Origin of the sequence: Aquimarina aquimarini, from assembly GCF_900299535.1 — a bacterium.
Classification (GTDB): Bacteria; Bacteroidota; Bacteroidia; order Flavobacteriales; family Flavobacteriaceae; genus Aquimarina; species Aquimarina aquimarini.
The window spans coordinates 1-18,478 of sequence record NZ_OMKE01000005.1 but is presented as its reverse complement, the minus strand read 5'-3'; the positions used below and the strand labels follow the sequence as shown (position 1 = coordinate 18,478).

Sequence of the window (18,478 nt, the reverse complement as noted above, 5' to 3'; positions counted from 1 at the left end):
AAGAGTCATTTTGAATAAGTTTTTTACAACCGATATCCTAAACCGACACCAATAAAAAATCTAGAATCAAAATCAGCAGGTCTACTTCTTCCTTGATCTAAGAGTCCTTTTAAAGAAACCCAGGCAAACCCGCTAACACTAAATTTATGTATGTTATAACCAATAGATTGAGAAAATCCGTAGTTAAAATAAACATATTCATTTTTGTATTTTTCAGATATCGAATATTGAGGTATTTTTAATTTTCCTTTAGATTTCAAGTGTGTTGCTCCTATAAAAGGTTCTAGTGATAGGTAAAATTTTTTCTTATTAAAGGGGTAATAAGTAATATCAAAAATAGAGTACAACCCTATATCTCTAGTATATCCATCTATATACTCAGTAAATAAGTTTTCTGTTTCATCTATATAACTGTTTTGATGTGCTAGACCATATGATAAAGTAAAATGCTTACGGTCTAAAAAAATCAATTTCCCTTTAAATATATAGCCATAGTTTTTTCCATAGCTGGTATTCAATATATCATGAGAATATAACAATTCTAATTTCCATTTGTTTTGAGTTGGATTCTTATTTTCTTTTTGCACTTGGGCTACAATAGGTAAGGTGAAAATAAGGTAGAGTACTAGTAAGTAGTTTTTCATTATATTGAATTTATAAAATTGTATAGAGCCCTTTTTTAAAAGAAATAATTGGACTGTTTCTATGAGAAATATTCTTTAATCTTTCAGAATGTAGTGTCAATCCTATATAGGATCTCTGGTTTATTTTATTCTTAAAAGCATTATAAAAAAGATTGATAGATGCACCTTCTAAATCTCCTACGGTAATGTAAAGGTTCTTGTTTAGTGTATCATTGATATTGAAGTATTGCTGTTCTAAATCGAATAAATATGCGTCATACCACATAAAGTTTGAGCTGGCTGCTATGATATTATCAAAAGGATTAGGTTGTTGTTGCTGAAATAACAAATACAAAGCAAGATAGCCTCCTAGAGAATGACCAAATAGTGTTTTATCCGCACTTTTGATCTCAAGTTCATTTTCAATATAAGGAATAAGCTCATTATTTATAAAATTGATGAATTCTCTGGCACCTCCTGATTTAGTGGGGAAATCATTGTCTTTGGGATATGAATAATCTATCCCTCTTCTGTTTTTTCCATCATATCCAATGCCGATAAGAATAATATCCTCTTTATTAGATTCTGCCACCACATCTGTTGCTTCTTTATAATAATCATCTCCGTCTAGGATATAAACTGTGCGGTAGCTATTTGATGGAGTATAGGTTTCAGGATATAAGACATTAATCTCATATTTTGTATTGGTGTATTTTGATTCAAGAGTAAAAGAACGGCTGTTTTTTATAGAAGAGATATTTTCTTTCTCACAGCTATTTAGAACCAACGAACCAATAATTAAACAAAGAAAACCTATGGCGTTCTGAGTAATTTTTTTGAACATACTATTTGTTTTTTGATTTATAATTATGTTCAAAATTACTTTTCTAATGACTATGTAAACCACATATAATGCAGGTTGGTGCGAAGTGTCATGTTTCTGTGATGAGTTGGCATAAATTATATAACAATCCTTTGCCTATATTAATTAGAAATCTGTTTTGTGTCGAGTTTTTAGGTATTGATTTACTCACTAAGTGAGATAGGTAATTTTAGAGTGTTGTATGAATTTGGTTTTGTTAAAAATATGTAATTATTCAAAAAATGATGAATTACATTTAGTTATGTAATGAACCTTTTACATAACACTCTATGTTTTCTAACTATTTTGACGAAATCTATGTAATGTACTGGTTATGTGTGTAATAAAAGATTTTTTAGTACTAATGATTTATAAATTTATACTACATTTTCATTCATATTGCACAACACTTCTTGTTTGTCACTAGCTCATTAGTCTATATTTGTCTTATTAATTTTATCTTAAAATTTAAACTACCTCAAAAAAAATTACCCTATTGAAATTAAAACTACTTATCATTTTTTCAGGATATACTTTTATTGCCTCTGCTCAAAATCTTGAGCAGATAGGGAAAACTCCTTTACTACGATTTAATGGTGGAATTTCTAGTAATGGTATTTTTTATGATGGTACAGCCAACCGAGATCCTTTTACCTATTTTGTTAACGGAAATCTTAATTTTAATATTAGTGGTATATATAATATTCCTCTATCATTTTCTTATACCAATCAAGATTTTGGATATAGCACTCCTTTTAAAATAAATAGGCTAAGTATTCATCCATCATATAAATGGGTTGCAACTCATATAGGAGATGTTTCTATGACTTTCTCTCCCTATACCCTAAATGGACATCAATTTACTGGTGGTGGTGTTGATCTTTCTCCCAATGGACCTTTTAAAATTAGTGCCTTATACGGTAGATTTTTAAAAGCCACAGAGTATGATGAAGAAATTCCTGAAGCAATCCCAGCCTATGAAAGGTATGGATTTGGGCTAAAAACCGCTTATGATTTAGGCGGAGCCTCAATCGGATTAATTTTTTTTACTGCAAAAGACAGAGAAAATTCACTACAAAATTCTATTCCAATAGAAGTAGAGATTACTCCAAAAGAAAATACTGTAGTAAGTGCAGAAACCAATTTTACTCTTTTCAAAAAAGCAAAAATTAACTTAGAATATGCCATTTCTGGTGTGACCGAAGATACTCGCATATCAGAATCCAACATGTCATCGGCAGGATTTTTTTCTTTTTTAATGACTGAAAATGTAACAACTAATTATTACAACGCTTTTAATTTAAAAATGGATTATCCTGCAGGTAATGGTTCTGTTGGTATGGGATACGAACGCATAGATCCTGATTATAGAACTTTTGGAGCTTATTATTTTAATAATGACCTCGAAAACATAACAGTGAATGCTTCTCAGAACATTATTGACAATAAAGTAAGTATAAGTGTAAATGCTGGTCTTCAAAAAGATAATCTGGATAATACTAAAAGCTCAGAATTACAGCGTATAGTAAGTGCTTTTAATGTAGCCTATAACGGATCAGAGAAACTTTCTATTAATGCTGGGTATTCAAATTTTCAATCCTACACCAATATTAGAGATCAATTTGACTTTATAAACGAAGTAAATCAATTTGAAAATATAGATACTTTGAATTATCGGCAAATATCTCAAAATGCGAACCTTGGAGTAAACTATACCTTAAAAAAAACAGAAAGTCAACAACAAGCAGTAACTATAAATCTTACCTATCAAAACTCTAATAACAAACAAGGAGAAGAAACAGTAGAAAATGGGGTATCCAACTTTTACAATATAACTTCTGGATACATTCTAGGATACCCAAAAAACGCTCTTAATTTTTCATTTGCAGCAAATATCTCATATAATACTGTGGGGGTAACAAAAAACCTTACACTTGGACCAACACTTACGGCTACCAAATCTTTCTTTGATAAAAAATTAAGAACAAATTTCTCTAGTTCTTATAACACAGCGTATACCAATGATGAAAAGCAAAATGATATTTATAACCTGCGACTAGGGGGTAATTACACACTGTATGAAAGTCATAATTTCACGCTCAATTTACTCTCTTTATTTAGAAAATCTAAAGCAGGTAACAATACAGATTTTACAGCTACTTTAGGGTATAGCTATAGCTTCGATACTTTTAAAATCAAATTCAAAAAACGTAATAGAGAGTTAATGGATGATGATAAAATATCTAGACTAGGAATCCTACAGTTTAGATATCGATCAACTACCTATAGCGGAACTATACCAGAAATTACAGAGCAACTTACCAATGTGAAGAATAGTGCAAGGTTTCAGAACATTCCACAAGAAAAACAAGGAGATTTAACGCTGTTATTTACCGATGTAAAAAACCAAACTAAGCCAGAGCTTTATAAAGAAAAAGTCTTTGTTTTTTTAGATGCACTTTATAGCTATGAAGATTTCTTAAAAGCATATGATACTATACTACATGAGGTGATACAAAGCTTAAGAGAAGATATGCAATATATTGATTTTAAGCTTGAGCGAAGCTTTGTGAAAACCAAAATCAAACTCGACGATCTTAAAAAAGAAAAGCCTCTTAATGGTAAAGAAATTGACAAATTAGAAAAAGAACTGAACAATAGGCAAAAGAAATTAGTAGGTCATCGATGGATGAAGAAAAAAATGGATACCTACACTAATATTCTATCGGTTACAAACCCAGATGAATTGATCTCAGAATTTAAAAAACGTGAAGCTAAAAATGCTTACAAACTCTATGAAGAAGAAGATGGAGTTAAAAAAATCAAGTCATATCTAGAATCTCAAATTATTGATTTCTATTATCATAAGTCACTCGAAGAAGTGAACCCAGACAAATTCGAACTTAGATATATAGATAAAATATAAAACCAAACGTATACCCTTATGAAACAAAGGTTACATATTCTGTTTTTAATAGCATTACTTGCATGGCAAGGTGTGATATCACAAACCTATCCAGTTACATTGGTGCCTCAGGTTATGCCTCCTGCTCCTATTTATTTTTCATCCTATGCAGATGCGAGCTCCTCAAGTGGCCCTTTAAAACTCCAAATTGTTTTAAATGACCTTTCTCAAACTGGGAGAGAGATTAAATTAAAAACCTATTTTGAAGGTAATGGTATTGCTTTCGAGAGTAAAGATGTAATTATAGGAGCTCCGTCATTATTTGTAGAAGGAGGAATTCCTCTTTTACTTACGAATCTAGAATTGGCGCCATATTTTACTTTGCAAAACATATCAGGTATTTCTCCTGCCGCATACGGACAAGTAATCCCAGAAGGTTCGTATCAATTCTGTTTTGAGGTGTATGATGCTCCTACAGGAGCACGAATATCACAAAAAACGTGTGTAACTACTTATATATTTCAGAATGAACCACCTTTACTAATTGCCCCAAATAATCAAACTGATATTTCTGAACAAAATCCATTAAATTTATTATTTCAGTGGACACCAAGGCATATTAATGTAAGTAATGTTCAATACGAATTAAGTATTGTAGAGATCTGGGATCAGACAATGAATCCTCAAGCAGCTTTTTTAGGGTCTCCACCAGTATTTCAAACAACTACAACCAATACATCTTATTTATATGGTCCTGCAGATCCTTTACTCTTATCCAACAAGCGATATGCATGGCGAGTACAAGCAAAAGCTATCAACGGTGCCGAAGAAATAGGTCTTTTTAAAAACAAAGGATTTAGCGAGATATACTGGTTTAATTATACTGCTCCTTGTGACACTCCAGAAAATGTACGACATGAGATAAAAGGAGCTCAGCATATCAATATTTTGTGGGATGATTTTGCAACCGATGTTCCTGAATTTAAGGTGCGCTATCGAGAAAAGGGAAATCAAAATGAATGGTTTTTCTCAAGAACTAATGGCAATTGGGTTACATTATGGGATTTGCGAGCAGGAACTACATATGAATATCAGGTCTATAAGAAATGTTTGATTTCAGAAAGTGAATACTCTCGTATACAGAGTTTCACTACGCCCAATGAAGATGATCAAACCAGTCTAGTAGATTGTGGTATATCTCCTGATATGGATATCGAGAATATGGAACCTTTAGAACAATTGTTCCCTGGGAATGTTTTTAAAGCTGGTGATTTTCCTGTTAAAGTAACAGAAACGAATGGTAGTAATGGTCGTTTTTCTGGAAAAGGGTATGTTACCTTCCCGTACTTTAATAGTATCAAAGTAGCAGTTAATTTTACCAATGTTTTTATAAATAACGAAAACCAACTTGCAGAAGGAACAGTAATTACCACCTATGACCCAAAATGGGGGAATATTCTAGATGTAGATGAGGTAATCGATGTAGTCGAAGATATTGCAGATGTATTTACAGGTGGGGATAATACAGAAATTCCACGGCTTGATTATGATATAGATGCAAACGATATTAGCATTGCCGATGGGCAGATTATTATCACAAATCCAAACGGTAGTCAAGACACTTTTGACTATGATGAGGGTGACACCTATACTATAACCGATGCCAGTGGTGATGAGTTTACAGTAGATAAAGATGGTACTATTACCCAAACAGGTACAGGAGATACATCACCTTCTTTAACAACTGATAATACAGATGGCATACAATCGGGGACTCATAATGGTACGATAGAAGATCCTTATGTAGATACTATTACCAATGATGCTATTACTGTCACCTTTAGAACTCATAAAGATGAGGAAGGCAAAACACAATTTGCATTAGATCTGGTAAACAATGACTACGAGAAAGCAACATACCCAAAAATAAATACCTCAGAAGGATCAACTTATTACCCTGCTCATAAGGCGATCATACAAGGAGAAAGTGATGTGTTTTATGCAGATATCACAATTAATGATACCAAAATAAATATCGATAGCCTCATCATTAAAACGGCTAAGAATAAAGCGATCAAACATGAACGATTAGCCAATACCAACACCTATAAAATTACGATCTCTGGTGCAAATCCTTATCGTACAGAAGAATGTGTTGTTACTTATTTAGACCCTACCGACAAAAAGTATAAAATTGCGGCAAGTTTCTTTGTACATCACTTAAAGAAACATACCGAAACTCCCGTACAAGTAGTTACTATAAATGGAGGAAACAATCTGCCGAATCTAGAAGCAGATTTAAATGATATTTTTGGCAAAGCAGGTGGTAAATTCAAAGTAAAACCTAATGCCATTAATATTACGATTGCTCAAAAAGACTGGGATGACAATGATAATGGTGTTATTGATTACGATGGTAGTGGCATCTTAGCAGACTATCCTACAGAATTAAAAAACATATATAAAGCCTTTAAAAAACAATACCCTTACTACGACTCTCAGCAATACTTTGTATTGGTGTTGGGTGATGAATTCGTGGTATCTAAACCGCTAAGTGGTTTTATGCCCAAAACTAGACAATGGGGATTCTTGTTCGAAAAACATATGGGGAGCGGACTTGAGAAGAAAGATTCTGCTCTTAAAGTTGCTGCGCACGAATTGGGACATGGTGTTTTTAACCTAGAACATCCTTTTGGCGAAAATATTGATAAGGCAGAACAAGCCAATACTTGGCTTATGGATTATGGTAATGGTACTGAATTGGGATATCCTAACTGGGCAACGATGAGTGATCCTAGTTTGAAATTGATGTTGTTTCAGGATGATAGTGATGGGGAACTTATTCAAAACACCATAACAAAATATTTAAGTATAGATAATAATTATTGGAGAGAATATGGTTATCTATCTCCTTTTGGCACTGCTATTTTATTAGATGATGCATCTCATGTTCAGTTCAACGAAGACGGTGCTGTAATATCTTTTATCAAAAACAACGAAAAATACCAAGGTACGTTCTATAAAGAAAGCCAAAAATTCCTCGGTTACATAAAAAAAGATGACTGGAACAGGTTTATCAAAGAAAAAATTAAAACTTCTAGTGAAGAAGCTTTAGTCTTGTTTGAATCTTTGAGATATAAAGACATAAAATATGCTCCAATTGGTAAAGAAATATTTTCAATATCTAAAAAGAAGTATAAAAATGCTTATTTAGATTGTATTGTTGAAGCTCGATGGAGCAATAAGACACTTGCTAACATTCATACAGGTATTGCTACCCCTCCCTTTTTACCTGACACTGAAGGCGTTTTAATGATTAGTAGAGAAGGGAAACAATGTGGATACGCAGGAGCAAACGGAGTAATAGACGGACTGGGAGTGAACATATATTATGCTCTGGAATATGATACTCCTGATAATCAGAAACAAGATCTTATTGAATTTTCCAATTACATGACCAATAAATTAAAAGATAAAACATTTGCTTTTTACGGTCATGAATTACAGAAGGAATATAGTAATTCTTTAAATGGAGTGCTAAAATATCTAAAAGAACATAAGATTTATTCTAAAGATAAGTTTCTTGCTAAAGAACATTTTCCTATAGAAACCTTTGCTAGAGATGCAGAAATAATATTTTCTAGTGTTAATTTACGAGAAGGAATTCCTGAAAATTACAATAAGAATTCCAAAGATTGGAAAAAATTCAGAGAGGATGGTAATAAAGTCCCATATGAGTATTCTTTTAATGATTTAAAGTCCAGGTTAGAGATCATAAACGGTAACACTGTACTTAGAACTGCAATATTAAATTTTGAAAAAAATGGAAATGCAGAAGCCATATCAATGAAAGATGGTTATATCCAATATATAGCTCAATTTGGTACTAATTCTGCCTTTTATTCTTGGAATAAATTTGCTGTTGGTTCGAGTAAAGATGTTGTAATGGCTGCTATGATTCAGAGATTAATTGCACAACATGGGGTCCAAATTTTAAATGAATTTGGAAAACATGTCAGTAAAGAGTTTGTAAAGGGAGCAACAGTAGAGGCTTTAGGAAATATCATTGCAGGAATTCTATTGATTGAGTTAAAAGGAGATGAACTTACTCAAGAAGAAATATCTAAAATCTTTTCTAAAGATTTTTTCTTGGATATAACTATGGCTGGAGTAAAGGAAATATATTCTCCTAGTTCAAATTCCGCTGAAGCAATGTGGGGATGTGCTATAGGAATAGACTCTGGGGCGTTGATCGATTTAGTTTATAATATAAAGAAAAAACCTACAAAAGAAATAATAATTGAGATATCTAAATTATTAAGTGAATGTTTAATTTCGGGAACAATTGGAAGATACTCCAATAAAATTAAAAATTTGTTGCCAAAGAGTACTCCTTTTGTCAAAAACGGTTTCCTCTTTTTCAAAGAAAAAATAAACTTGGGAACTCCCAAAACCGTCGATCTATTAAAAAAAATAATAGATTTTGAAACCTTAGTTAAAAACAAAAACAGTTATTACAAAAAAGCTGTTGAACAAATGTTAGCTTCAAAGTCTGGAGTAACAGCCATTGATCTACTTATAAAAGCCAATTTTAACATGGCTAGACTTTCAGCACCTAATTTAAAAAGATTAACCACCATTATAGAAAAGTACGGTTATTCAGATAAGCTTGTCGATTTATTCAAGGGAGTTAATGATGTGAATAGGCTTTTGATTTTTCTAGAAAGAAAGATTTGCTCTCCCGAAGAATATCAAAAATTGATGAGCAAAATTCTAGAAAAAGGGAATAGCCAATTCAAAAAGACTATTACGGTCAACGGAAAAACGATGAGCTACAAAGAGATTTTTAATGACATGAGTGACGTATATAAGTATTACCACAAGATAGACGGAGATAGACACTATTTTTCAAAAATTTATGAGAAAAACATAATCCTTATAACAATTGACACAGGACTTGATGTTACTATTGGAACGGGAGATAATATTAGTAAAGACTTAACTAAAGATATTATTGATGAAATAACAAAAGGCGAATAATCTCTAAGCATGTAACGTTTTTGCTAGGAAAAAATAAAAACAATAATAAAACAGTAGCAAGTAAACCAAAATCGAATGAAAAACTACCATCTGTTCATACTTACCCTATTCCTATCAGCTACCTGCTTTGCCAGTACTGGTAAAGATTCATTATTGGTCGCAAAAAAGAATACGGTATCATCGCTATATAAAAACTCGATAACCAAAGGATTAGATTCAATAGCACTACAACGATTAGCAGCATTCAAAGCAAAACGTGTAGCAGAACAGCAAAATAGTGTCTATGCTTTACGTAAATACAATACTAAACAATTTCGATCTTTTCCAGAATTAGAAACCGCTTTAGCAGAAGCACCCACAGAAGGTTTCTTTAAGGGGGTTGCAGAGTTTACCAAAGACTACATCAAAAAAATATATAAACCTACTCCAAAAACAGATTCTCTCATTGGTAAAGCAAAAGAATTGTTTAATGAGATAGAAAAGCAAAAAAGCTTTGTCAATATTCTTAGTGGTAAAGAGTTATTGCAATTTCCTGTAGGGATCAAAAAAGACGTATCAGCAAGTTCTTCGATAACCATAGGGGTGGTTAAAGCAAAATTACATGCGAACTATGCAGAGGTTGATTTATTTGCCAAACTTACTTTGGGGGAGTTAAGCACAGAACTTTTCTTTATGGCTAGTAATGTAAAATTATCACATCAAGGAGGCATCTATGGCGAAGCACAATTGAATCTTATTGGGGATTTACCTGTAGGGCAAAGTGGGGGACAATGGGCTATTACATTCAAAGGAGGACTAGAAAGCGATGGTAGTGCTACCAAACAGACCTATGTAAAAATTGATTGTACAGGTAAAGTAAGTGAAATTGGCTTAGAAGCCGATGTACGAATTGCAAAAACAGTAGCCATCCCATTAAATGAAGACGGTACCAAAAAATTTCCTGGAGAAACAAAACCACAGGATGGTAAAAAAATAGCAGGTAATGAGAGTTATGTAGGGGCAAGCTTTAGTCTAGTAGCGAATTCCTTACAAGATCTTTTGATCGAATTAGATTTACCAAAATTTGAATTAGTGCCACTATCTGGTTGGGGATTTAAAATGCATAATGTAGTATTGGATCTTAGTGATACCAAGAATTCTTCTGTAGTAAAATTCCCTAAAATATATGAAGAACAACAATTAATACCAGCTGATCAAAAAGAACTATGGCGTGGTTTTTATGGCGAAGAGGTAACCATTACCCTACCACCAGAGTTTCAGATTACAAAATCCAAAAAGCGAATTTCCTTTGGTGCCAAAGGTTTATTGATTGATAATTTTGGAGTTTCGGGCAACTTTTTTGCTACCAATATCTTCAATATTAATGAAGGGAATGCCAGTAAATGGCAATACTCCTTAGACTCTATTAATATAGATTTACAAGTCAATCATTTTATCAAAGCCGATTTTAATGGCGAATTGGTACTCCCCATAAGTAAGGCAGATAAAGATGGTGGAGCACTAGCTTATAAAGGCTTAATTACTTCTAATAACCATTATAGTATGCGGGTAGAAGTAACCGATGATATAGATTTCAGTATTTTTAAAGGTAAGGCTACGTTATTTCCCGAATCCTATATTAAAATGGAAGTCGAGAAAGGAAACTTTTATCCAGAAGCGAATCTAACGGGGTTGATGGCATTTAATAAAGAACAAAAAGATTCTTTAGCGACTTCTTCTTCGCAAAACATGAAAAATAATGAGATCGAATCACTTAATTTTGAAGGGCTCGCATTTCAAAACTTTAAAATACAAACTAAATCACGCCCGTATCTCTCCATAAAATACATGGGCTTTAAAGATACTATTGCATTACCCAAAATTGGTGGGTTCGAACTAGGGTTTTATGATATAAAAGCAAAAACCTATCCCGATGATCGCGCAGAGATTGGTTTAAACAGTTATATCAATCTGGATAAAACAGGAATAAAAGGAGATGTCAGATTGCGTATCATTGGTAAACTGGAAGAAGGAGATTATTTAAGGTGGTCATATGATACTACAGAAATCGATGCCATCATAGTAGATGTAAAACGAAAGAATTTTGAGTTCTATGGCGAGCTTAATTTCTTTAGAGAAGACCCTGTATATGGTAAGGGACTCACTGGTGAACTTAAATTATATGCAGAAAGTTTAAAAGTAGAGCTTGATGCCAAAGGAATTTTTGGAAGAAAAGATAATTTTAGATACTGGTATGTCGATGCTTTTGGAAAACCAACGTCTAATAAGAGCTCCAAAAGTTTTAAAATTATAGAGCTAGGTGGTGGCCTATATCACCATATGCGCAAAGCTGGCATGGAGGAGAAAGAAAAGCACAGCATGTCAGGAATCTATTATCAACCCGATATAGATACAGAACTTGGTTTTAAGGCTATGGCAGCTTTTAAAGTTAAAAAATCAGCAACCTTCACGGGGCTTTGTGCCATCGAGATGAGTTTTAATAGTCAATCTACTGGCGGAGGTATTAGTAGACTTGGGTTCTATGGGGGTGCAGCTCTTATGAAAGGTAACGGAAGCGACGCAGGCCCATTTGGTACCGTAGCTAATATGCAGGTGAAACTGGCAGAGAAAGAAAAGAAGAACCCCGCTTTTAGTGAAATGTCTATTGATAAAGAAGGAATCAAATATTTTGCAACCCATGTATTCCCTAATATTCTTACAGGTCAAGAAGAATTTGCAGCACAAATGGCAATTGATTTTGATTTTAGAAATGATACCTACTGGGGGATGTTTGATGTGTTTCTAAACCTTGGGATGATAAAAGGAGCAGGAGAAAAAAATAGATTAGGATATATAGAATTCTATGATTCTCCCAATGATTGGTATATCTATATTGGTACCCCTACCAAGCGTTTTGGTGTTGCAGGAATTCCTATCGGTCCTTTTGATGCTGCAATCGATCTATATTATATGACAGGAACCATATTACCAGATCCTGCATTACCTCCTCCTAATGTTATAGACATTTTAGGTTTAAAAGGAGAGGAACTTCTTTTTGGAAGAAATTTTAATAGTCAACTAGCACAAGGAACTGGGTATGCTTTTGGAGCAAGTTTTACAATGGGAAAAAGCTTTGATTGGGGAATTGTTTATGCCTCTGTAAAAGCAGGCGTAGGCTTTGATCTAATGCTTAAAGATTTTGGAGATGCCCATTGTAGAGGCCGATCGGGGCCAATAGGTATGGATGGATGGTATGCTACAGGACAACTTTACGCTTTTTTACAAGGTGAAATAGGAGTGCAAATCAGGGTTTTTGGGATGAGATTAAGAGCCCCAATCCTTAGAGCAGGACTTGCCGTGTTGGCACAAGGACAATTACCAAATCCATGGTATGTAAAAGGATATGCAGGAGTACGTGTAGAAGTTTTAGGGTTTACAGTTCGTGCAAGACTTAAAGTTACGCTAGGTGATGAATGTGAGATCATAGGAAAAAGCGGGATGCAAAATCTACAGATCATATCAGATATAATGCCAGAAGACAATGAAAAAACAGTAGATGTATTTGAGTCTGTGCAAGTAGCCTTTAACGTTCCTATAGGTGAAATAGTAAAAATTGAAACAGATCAAGGGAATCAAAAATATCAAGTTTTGCTTAATGAGATTACCCTAAAAGATGGAAATACCATTATATCAGGAGAACAAGTATGGAATACAAAAAAAGATGTTTTGATCTTTGAAACAGACGATATTTTTCCGCCAGAAAAGAAAATTACTGCTACAGTAAAGGTACAGTTTAATCAATATCAAGGAGGACAATGGGTAGCAGTACTCGAGAACGGAAAACCTGTTTTAGAAGAAAGAACAATAACCTTTACTACAGGTAAAGCTCCTACAAAAATACCTCATAAAAATATCGAACATATGTACCCTATAGTAAATCAACGGTATGTATTACCTAAAGAAAGCAATACAGGATATGTGCAATTAGAAAAAGGACAAGATTATTTGTTTGGTACAAAAGGATTTAAAGACGAATTATTTTTTGTTACCGAAAATGGAAAAACATTTAAAACCGAATTTTCTTATGATAATGCTAGCAATACATTACGGTTTAATGTGCCAAAATTACCTAAAGAAACAGGAGTTACCTACAAACTGATAACTTCAAAATCAGGATTAGAAAATGGAAATGAATCTTCTAGTCAGATCGTAATTGACGAGGTGAATGATGAGAATACTGTTGCTATTTCTCAAAATACCCTTACAGGGAATGCTACCAATGATGCCTCTATAAGTCGATTAGAATTCAGCTTTGGAACTAGTAAATACAGCACTTTTAAAGAGAAAATAAGAGCAATGAATGTTACAGACTATTATAACTTTATGGATGGATCTTCTAATGCTGCACAATTAGAGTTACGTATTGCAAAATTCGAACCTTTTGATGTCAATGAAGTAGTAGGTACAAGATATACGCTAAACAAACCTTTGATGTCAGGAGTAGGGATGAAAACAGATGTCTATTTTAAGAAAGAAATTTATCCTTTACTCTATGAGAATTATCCTTTAGATGCCAATATACGGGTAAATAGAAATGAGAACGTATTAGGAACACCGCCTATGAAAAACATAAAACCTTCTCTTACTTATAGTGAATATGTACAAAACAATCCTGAAAACCGCTATTTAAAAGAGCGATTCCCTTTTAGATGGAATCTGGCAGCGGCATACAAACAAGATTATGTATACCTGCAATATAAAATTGTAAACAGATACCTTAATACGAATACGATAGATATGAATGCATATGAGAAGTATAAATACATTATGGAAGGAAGTTTTCCGTATATCAATGTAGAAAAATATCAAGTAGAATTTCAGTACACATTACCAAATAAAACGACGGGTAATAAAATTAAGGTAGACTATAAAAATTTCTTTTAATGATGTTAAAACAGACCATACTATATATAACCATTTTTTTTATTGGGTTTTCTTCTTTACTATCGGCTCAAGAAAAAGAAACTGAGTCTCAACCAAAAATAGTTGTCAAAGCCTTGGCAAAAGCTGATGCTATACTTTTACGTTGGGGGGTCACTGATAAATATGCTTGGAAACATGGGAATCAGTATGGCTATATTATAGAACGTACAACAGTGTTACGAGATGGAAAACCACTAGCCAATCCCGAAAAAATAATCCTTTCGGGAGATACGATTAAACCTAAACCATTAGAAGAATGGAGAACGTATGTACAAGACAATGAAATGGCAGCAGTGGCAGCACAAGCCATTTACGGAGAGTCATTTCAGGTTAATAATGAAGGTGATAATCAACTGCTAAAGATTTTTTATGAAAGCGAAGAACTCGATCGTAGGTTTGGATTTTCTATGTTTGCTATCGATCGGGATTTTGAAGTAGCCCAGTATGCAGGACTTGGATATGTAGATACCAATGTAAAAGAGAACGAAAAATATTTGTATAACATAAAAAGTGCGATCCCAACTAAAAAAATAGAGATAGAGCCTTCTGGTATCTTTATAAATATAAAAGACCGTGAAGAATTACCAAAACCTGCTGATTTTTTCGGGTATTTCTACCAAAATGCCTTTGTACTAGTCTGGGAATATGATCAATTAAAACCATATTATACTGCTTATAACTTAGAAAGATCAGAAAACGGAAAAGATTTTACAAAAATAAATAATGTACCGATCACCAAATTGGCAGATACCCCATATACTGGAGTTTCTTATACAGACTCTATCCCTCAATACGGTAAAAAGTATTGGTATCGTATTAAAGGAACTAGCTTCTTTAATGAAACCAGTCCTCCTTCTGACCCTGCAGTACTTATTGGGTTTAAAGAAATTAAATCAGAGCCACTTTTTACTTCATCCAATATTATTTCTGAAAACAAAGTAGAACTACAGTGGTCCTTTGCCGAGGATGAACAATGGAAACTTAAAAAATATGAATTATTACGTGCCGAAACTGCTATAGGCCCCTATAAAATAGTTATAGATAGTATTGCTCCTGATCAAAAAAAAGTTACTTATAGCCCACTATCAGATATTAATTATTTTAAACTAAAAGCAGTTGGTAAAAATCAAGACTACAAAAAGTCTCCGCCAGCGATGGTTCAACCCATCGATAGTATTCCGCCAAAAAAACCACAAGGGCTCGAGGGTACTGTAGACACATTAGGAGTAGTAACCCTAAAATGGAGCAAAAATGCCGAGTTAGATCTAAAAGGATATAACATTCTAAGAGCCTACCGTAAAGATCAAGAGTTTACAAAATTAAACAAAGCTAATCTTATCAAAGAGAGCTTTATAGACAGTATTGATATGACTTCTTTTGATAAAGAGGTGTATTATCATATAGTTGCAGAAGATAATCGATATAATGAATCATTGCGATCAGATACTTTGATATTAATAAAACCTGATCGCATACCTCCCACATCTCCTGTATTTAAAACCTACGAAATCAAAAAAAATAAGGTAAGTCTTAGTTGGATCAATAGCTCTGTAGAAGATTGGAAATCGACCATTGTATATCGTAAAGAAGCTAAGGACTCGATTAGCCAACCTTGGCAAAAAATATTCGAAACAAGTATAGATACCGTTACAAGCTTTATAGATGGCAAAGTCAATCCTGGAAAAAAATATAACTACACACTAATTACGATAGATCAAGGTGGTTTAGAAAGTGAACCTACGCCCCCTATTCTAATCAATATGCCTGGCGCACTATTGCAACCAGGAATAAAAGGATTATATGCCACGGTAGATCGAGAACAAAAGTTTATACAACTTACATGGCGTTTTACTAATAGAAATGCTGTAGAAATACAAGTGTATCGCAAAACGAAAGAAACACCATTTATACTATATAAAAGATTAGATCCAAATGATAACAGATGGATCGATCAGAAATTAATCACCAATACAAGTTATACCTATGCTTTTAAAGCCACATTTAATGACGGTAGTATAAGTGAATGGGAAGAAATTGAAGTAAAATATTAGAACTATGAAAAAAATTATATATTTCGTTACTTTTTTTATAGTCCAAATTGGACTCGCTCAAGACTATGGGTTTTTAATTATTACAAAAGTAGATAGAGAAGAACATGCAAATCACTTTAATGCAAATATAAGGACTGATTCTCCAGAGAACTATGGATCTATAAGATATGGTGCTTCGGGAAATACAGGAGAAGTTTATTATGATCTTGTCGAATTAAATAATAACTTCAATATCGCTAAAGTACACCTTTCTAGTCATTGGGTTTCTCTTAGTAGTGGTACCTGTGATTCAAATGACACTTTTGAATACAATAAAAATGACTTTGCGACCTCTTTGATTAATAGCAATCGTATAGATTGTAATTTTTACACACGGATATATACGATTCATATTAATAAACCCGCAGTAAGTGAACTCTGCATAGATCAGGAAATAACACTTAATTATGGGTACCATTGGCGGTTTAATATTGATAATCAAGGATGGGTTGATTTTCCTGCTTCTAAAAACGAAAGAAGAGAAACCACTTTTACCTTAAAAGAGCTCTTTGATGGAACCAACACTACAGCAGATAAATGGAAAAAAGGAAGTACTATTCAGTTTCAAACTGGATATGGTACAAAGTTTACGAATATTCGATCTATGACAATTATTAATTGCTCCCCCACACTAGATGGCCCTATAGTTGATATTCAACCTTCTTGTAGTAATAGCATTAATACAAACGATAATGACAATGGTAGTTTTACGGCTACCTTTAATAGAAAATTGGACTTTTCAAAAGGAGAAAAAATGAAACTTGAACTATACCACTTAGTGAACGGTTCGTTTGATGGACTTGAATCCAAAATACTAGACAAACCTGAACAATTTAATGGCCGTTCCTATACCTGGAATCCTAAAAATATTGCTTCTGGAACCTACAAACTATTCTGGCAAACCAAGAGTAACGGAGAAGGTTTTGATGATATCAAAAATACTCCAGATGTTTATGATCAAAGTGATCCATTTATTATTAATGTACTACCAGAATTATCTGTGATAGGTACTTCAACACGAGTGCAATGTTTTGGGGGTAATGATGGGAGTATTACCGTTGCTCCTTTGGGAGGAACTCCAGGAGTATCGCCAGCACCTACCTATGAATATTCTATTAATAATGGAGCCTCTTGGCAAGAAGAAAGATTATTTGATAAGTTAATAAAAGGCAATTATACGATTCTAATACGAGATGGAAATGGATGTACCGTATCAAGTCCTGTCATTGCTGTAGAAGAGCGCTTTTCTAGTATACCCGATGTAACAGGCTTACAATCTTTGATCAAAAACCCTACACGTATTGCAGGTAATAATGGGCGTATTGTAATTACTATAGCGGGAGGATCAGGTAATTATACAACTTATAATTGGACTAGAAATGGAATTCCTTTTACTCCGCCTGTTGGTTCTACAAATACGAGTATCAATGATTTATATGCGGGCATATATACTATTGTGGTAACAGATAATAATGGTTGTAGCTCAGTACTAGAAACTTTTATTTTAGAAGACCCAAAACCTATAGCGATTACTATGAGTATGACCCCTAATAAGGTAGCGTGTTCAGACTCCAAAGTGAGTCTTATTGCTAGTGCAGCAGGAGGTTTTTTAACCCCTACAGGAGCATATAGTTACCTCTGGTCTGATGGTACTACAGCGGCTACATTATCAAGTGTAGGAATAGGAATTTATAAAGTTACAGTTACTGATAATGGAGGAAATAAGGCTGAAAAATCTTTTGAAGTACAAGGGCCAGACCCTCTTTTACTTACAACAACTATAAACCAAATACAATGCCCTAAAAGTAAGGATGCATCTATAGCATTATCTATTTCAGGAGGGACTCCATTTGATCTTGTTGATAACCCCGATGGATATACTGTAGTGTGGACTAAACTTTTTGACACTTCTTTTACTCAATCAGGTGCTACTCTTTCTAATCTAGGCGCTGGTTTTTATGAATATAAAGTAACGGATCAAAATAATTGTGAGATT

Annotated in this window: 7 protein-coding genes; 5 read left to right on the top strand and 2 right to left on the bottom strand. The window is 33.5% G+C overall.

Annotated features, from left to right (window positions below; translation table 11 throughout):
* Positions 1-23: 23 nt before the first annotated feature.
* Both DG508_RS01085 and DG508_RS01080 read right to left on the bottom strand, forming a co-directional pair.
* Positions 24-644, bottom strand: a complete 621-nt coding sequence (locus tag DG508_RS01085; RefSeq protein ID WP_108866379.1) for a hypothetical protein — start codon at positions 642-644, stop codon at positions 24-26.
* 10 nt (positions 645-654) lie between these two features.
* On the bottom strand, positions 655-1,467 hold the full coding sequence (locus tag DG508_RS01080; RefSeq protein ID WP_108866378.1) for an alpha/beta hydrolase: 813 nt from the start codon (positions 1,465-1,467) through the stop codon (positions 655-657).
* A gap of 514 nt (positions 1,468-1,981) precedes the next feature.
* Here DG508_RS01080 and DG508_RS01075 point away from each other — a divergent pair.
* From DG508_RS01075 to DG508_RS01055, 5 genes are all read left to right on the top strand, one after another.
* Positions 1,982-4,411, top strand: coding sequence for a TonB-dependent receptor (locus tag DG508_RS01075; protein ID WP_108866377.1), 2,430 nt, complete (start codon positions 1,982-1,984; stop codon positions 4,409-4,411).
* An 18-nt stretch (positions 4,412-4,429) separates the two neighbouring features.
* Positions 4,430-9,430, top strand: a complete 5,001-nt coding sequence (locus tag DG508_RS01070; protein WP_108866376.1) for a fibronectin type III domain-containing protein — start codon at positions 4,430-4,432, stop codon at positions 9,428-9,430.
* Positions 9,431-9,505: 75 nt separating this feature from the next.
* The gene (locus DG508_RS01065; RefSeq protein ID WP_159090580.1) at positions 9,506-14,353 is read left to right on the top strand and encodes a hypothetical protein; all 4,848 of its coding nucleotides are present in this window, start codon (positions 9,506-9,508) and stop codon (positions 14,351-14,353) included.
* Positions 14,353-16,443, top strand: coding sequence for a fibronectin type III domain-containing protein (locus DG508_RS01060; RefSeq protein WP_159090579.1), 2,091 nt, complete (start codon positions 14,353-14,355; stop codon positions 16,441-16,443). Before DG508_RS01065 ends, DG508_RS01060 begins: the two co-directional genes overlap by 1 nt.
* Positions 16,444-16,447: 4 nt before the next feature.
* Positions 16,448-18,478 (top strand): SprB repeat-containing protein (locus tag DG508_RS01055; RefSeq protein ID WP_159090577.1); only part of this gene is annotated, 2,031 nt, incomplete at its 3' end.

What these genes read in the sequence shown, in the direction of transcription:
- DG508_RS01070 (WP_108866376.1), top strand. Translation starts at nt 4,430, where the DNA reads ATGAAACAAAGGTTACATATTCTGTTTTTAATAGCATTACTTGCATGG.
- DG508_RS01060 (WP_159090579.1), top strand. Translation starts at nt 14,353, where the DNA reads ATGATGTTAAAACAGACCATACTATATATAACCATTTTTTTTATTGGG.
- DG508_RS01065 (WP_159090580.1), top strand. Translation starts at nt 9,506, where the DNA reads ATGAAAAACTACCATCTGTTCATACTTACCCTATTCCTATCAGCTACC.
- DG508_RS01085 (WP_108866379.1), bottom strand. Translation starts at nt 644, where the DNA reads ATGAAAAACTACTTACTAGTACTCTACCTTATTTTCACCTTACCTATT.
- DG508_RS01080 (WP_108866378.1), bottom strand. Translation starts at nt 1,467, where the DNA reads ATGTTCAAAAAAATTACTCAGAACGCCATAGGTTTTCTTTGTTTAATT.